Raw genomic sequence first — 3133 nt, forward strand, 5'->3', positions numbered from 1 at the left:
CGCCGGCGCTACCCTGAGCGGGTGTCGAAGGTGTTGTCGGTCAACGTCGCACGGCCCAGGGAAAACCCCGATCCCCGCGCGCAGTCGAACGTGACCGGGATCGACAAGCGAGCCGCAACTGAGGCGGTCATGGTTCGCGCACCGGGGCCGATGCATGGCGGTCTCGGCAGCGGCCTGGTCGGCGACACGATCGGCAATCCAAGAGTCCACGGTGGTGACGACCAGGCCGTCTACGCCTACGCACGAGAAGACCTCGACGCCTGGGAAGCCCAACTACAGCGCACCCTCACCGACGGGACCTTCGGCGAGAACCTGACGACCTCGGGCGTCGACGTCACCGACGCGCGGATCGGTGAACGCTGGCGCGTCGGCACCGACGGTTTGCTGCTGGAAGTCTCCGCGCCCCGGACGCCGTGCCGGACATTCGTCGCGTTCCTGAACTTGAACCATTGGATCAAGACCTTCACCCAGGCCGGGAAACCCGGCGCCTACCTGCGGGTGATCGAGCCGGGAAAGGTCCGTGCCGGCGACGAGATCACCATCGAGCACCGCCCCGATCATGACGTGACGATCGGGCTGGTCTTCCGCGCCCGAATGTCGGAACCGGAGCTGTTGCCAAAGCTGCTGGTGGCGGACGCGCTGTCGGCCGAGTTAGCGGCCTACGCGCGTCGCCGGCTCGCGTCCAACGAGGGTTGAGCCGCCTGGCCCACAGGTAGACTTGCCAAATGCTCGATGCGACCGCTGCCGACGCCCACCCGCGGTCGCGGCTCCACCTGGACATCGCGGTGGTCGTCGTCGTGCTGGTGTTGACGAACCTGATCGCGCACTTCACCACGCCGTGGGCCAGCATCGCCACCGTGCCGGCCGCCGCGGTCGGGTTGGTGGCGCTGCTCCGATGGCGGGGCCTGGGCTGGGCCGAACTCGGCCTGGGCCGGGAACACTGGCGAGCCGGGATGGGCTATGCGTTGGCCGCGGTGGCAGTTGTCGTGTCGGTGATCGCCGTCGGTGTGCTGTTGCCGGTGACCCGACCGATGTTCATGAACCATCACTACGCCACGATCTCGGGTGCGCTGATCGCCTCGATGGTGATCATTCCGCTGCAAACCGTCATCCCCGAGGAGCTGGCCTTTCGTGGCGTGCTGCACGGCGCGCTGAACCGGGCCTGGGGATTTCGTGGTGTGGCCTTGATGGGTTCGCTGCTGTTCGGCCTGTGGCATGTCGCCACCTCCCTGGGGCTGACCAGCAGCAACGTCGGTTTCACCAGGCTGTTCGGTGGCGGGATCGTCGGAATGCTGGCCGGGGTGACGTTGGCGGTATTGGCTACCGGGGCGGCCGGATTCGTGTTCAGCTGGCTGCGTCGGCGCAGCGGCAGCCTGATCGCGCCGATCGCGCTGCATTGGTCGCTCAATGGTATGGGCGCCCTGGCCGCTGCGCTGGTCTGGCAGCTGTCCAGCTGAGCGGGGTCACACCAGCAGCACGGCTGCGCCGGCAATACGACCCGAGCTGAGGTCGCTCAGTGCCTGATCGGCTTGTCCGAGCGGGTATTCCGGCGTGGTGACCTCGATGTGGTGCTCGGCGGCGAAGTCGAGGAACGCCCGCGCATCGGCCCGGGTGTTGGACGTGACCGATCGGATCTGACGCTCCTGGAACAGGTGACGCTGGTAGTTGAGCGTGGGTATATCCGAAAGGTGAATCCCGGCGATCGCCAAGGTCCCGCCCCGGTCCAGCGCCTGCATGGCGGGTAACACCAGCTCACCGACCGGCGCGAACAGGATCGCGGCGTCCAGGGGCACCGGCGGCGGATCCGCGGCGCCTTGAGCCGACGCGGCGCCCAGGGCCAGCGCCAGTTCTCGCGCCGCGGTTCCGCGGGTCATCACGTGCACCTCGGCGCCTTGCGCCAACGCGACCTGAGCGGTGATGTGGGCGCTGCCGCCAAAGCCGTACAGACCCAGCCGGCCACCGGGCGGCAGCTGCGCGCGCAGCAGGGAGCGGTATCCGATGATGCCGGCGCACAACAGCGGCGCCAGCTCGCTGTCGCCGTAACCGCTCGGCAGGTGGTGGGCGAAAGCCGCAGGGACCGTGGCGAACTCGGCGTATCCGCCGTCGGCGTCCCAGCCGGTGTACCGGGACTCGGGGCAGAGGTTTTCGTCGCCGCGACGACAGTACTTGCACACCCCGCAGGTGTGGCGCAGCCAGGCGATGCCCACCCGATCCCCCACGCTGAACTCGTCGCCGGCGTCTGAGCCCAACTCGACGACCTCGCCGACGACCTCGTGTCCGGGCGTCACCCGCTCGCGATGCACCGGCAGGTCGCCCTCGGTGACGTGCAGGTCGGTGCGGCACACCCCGCACGCACGGACCGCCACCAGCAGCTCGCCCGGCGCGGGCCGGGGTACCTGGGTGGTTACTCGCTCGAGCGGGCTGGTGTCCATCGGGCCGGGCCGACGCACCTGCCAGGCACTCATCGTCGTGGCGGTCACCTTGCGCGCCTAGCGCCTGCGCACCAGGCCGACGATCCAGAGCAGGATGACCGAGCCCAGCAGCGCGGCGAAGAACGTAAACCACTTGCGTCCGGCCCCGACGTCGACGTGCAGCCAGGTCAGCAGCATCCCGCCGATGAATCCGCCGACCACCCCGATGAGGATATTCATCAGGATGCCCGAGCCGGCGCCTTTGACGATCTTGCCCGCGATCCAACCCGCGAGTCCGCCGATGATGATGTAGGCGAGCCAACTTACGGCGGTCGGCGGGGCGAAGGCCAAGTACTGGGTAGCTGCCGTGACGTCCATGAGAGGTCTCCTTGCGATCGCTGGCAAAGCCCAGCTCAGATCCTCGTATACCGTGCCCGCGGAATCAATGTCGCGCCGACACGGCCGGCAGCCGACTTACCTACAAGGTCTTGGTTCGCGACGTGACGAGCCGGTAGATCACCACCAGGATCACCGCGCCGACCAGCGCGCCCAAGAACGAATGATTGACCGGCGGGGTGACCGTGAACTTGTGCGGCGGGAACACCAAGCTGCCCAGCGTGCCGCCGACATACGCTCCTGCGACGCCAAGCACCGTCGTTGCGATCCAGCCCATGGACTGCTTGCCCGGCACGATAGCTCGCGCAATCAAGCCGACGACGAGG

Annotated in this window: 5 protein-coding genes; 2 read left to right on the forward strand and 3 right to left on the reverse strand. The window is 68.0% G+C overall.

Annotated elements, in window-relative coordinates:
- Positions 1-30 precede the first annotated feature (30 nt).
- Both VML93_RS17140 and VML93_RS17145 read left to right on the forward strand, forming a co-directional pair.
- Positions 31-696, forward strand: coding sequence for an MOSC domain-containing protein (locus VML93_RS17140; protein WP_325612451.1), 666 nt, complete (start codon positions 31-33; stop codon positions 694-696).
- 29 nt (positions 697-725) lie between these two features.
- Positions 726-1457, forward strand: coding sequence for a CPBP family intramembrane glutamic endopeptidase (locus tag VML93_RS17145; RefSeq protein WP_325612446.1), 732 nt, complete (start codon positions 726-728; stop codon positions 1455-1457).
- Between the two features lie 6 nt (positions 1458-1463).
- On the opposite strand, the gene VML93_RS17150 is transcribed toward VML93_RS17145, so the two are convergent.
- The 3 genes from VML93_RS17150 to VML93_RS17160 all read right to left on the reverse strand — a co-directional run.
- The gene (locus tag VML93_RS17150) at positions 1464-2465 is read right to left on the reverse strand and encodes a zinc-binding alcohol dehydrogenase family protein (RefSeq protein ID WP_325612453.1); all 1002 of its coding nucleotides are present in this window, start codon (positions 2463-2465) and stop codon (positions 1464-1466) included.
- A gap of 24 nt (positions 2466-2489) precedes the next feature.
- The gene (locus VML93_RS17155) at positions 2490-2789 is read right to left on the reverse strand and encodes a GlsB/YeaQ/YmgE family stress response membrane protein (RefSeq protein WP_325612447.1); all 300 of its coding nucleotides are present in this window, start codon (positions 2787-2789) and stop codon (positions 2490-2492) included.
- Positions 2790-2889: 100 nt separating this feature from the next.
- A partial coding sequence (locus tag VML93_RS17160) for a GlsB/YeaQ/YmgE family stress response membrane protein (RefSeq protein ID WP_325612449.1) occupies positions 2890-3133 on the reverse strand: 244 nt, incomplete at its 5' end.

It is taken from the genome of Mycobacterium sp. (assembly GCF_035499775.1).
GTDB lineage: Bacteria > Actinomycetota > Actinomycetes > Mycobacteriales > Mycobacteriaceae > Mycobacterium.

Excerpts from the sequence above, each read along its gene's own strand:
- VML93_RS17145 (WP_325612446.1), top strand. The coding sequence starts at position 726 with ATGCTCGATGCGACCGCTGCCGACGCCCACCCGCGGTCGCGGCTCCAC.
- VML93_RS17150 (WP_325612453.1), bottom strand. The coding sequence starts at position 2,465 with ATGAGTGCCTGGCAGGTGCGTCGGCCCGGCCCGATGGACACCAGCCCG.
- VML93_RS17155 (WP_325612447.1), bottom strand. The coding sequence starts at position 2,789 with ATGGACGTCACGGCAGCTACCCAGTACTTGGCCTTCGCCCCGCCGACC.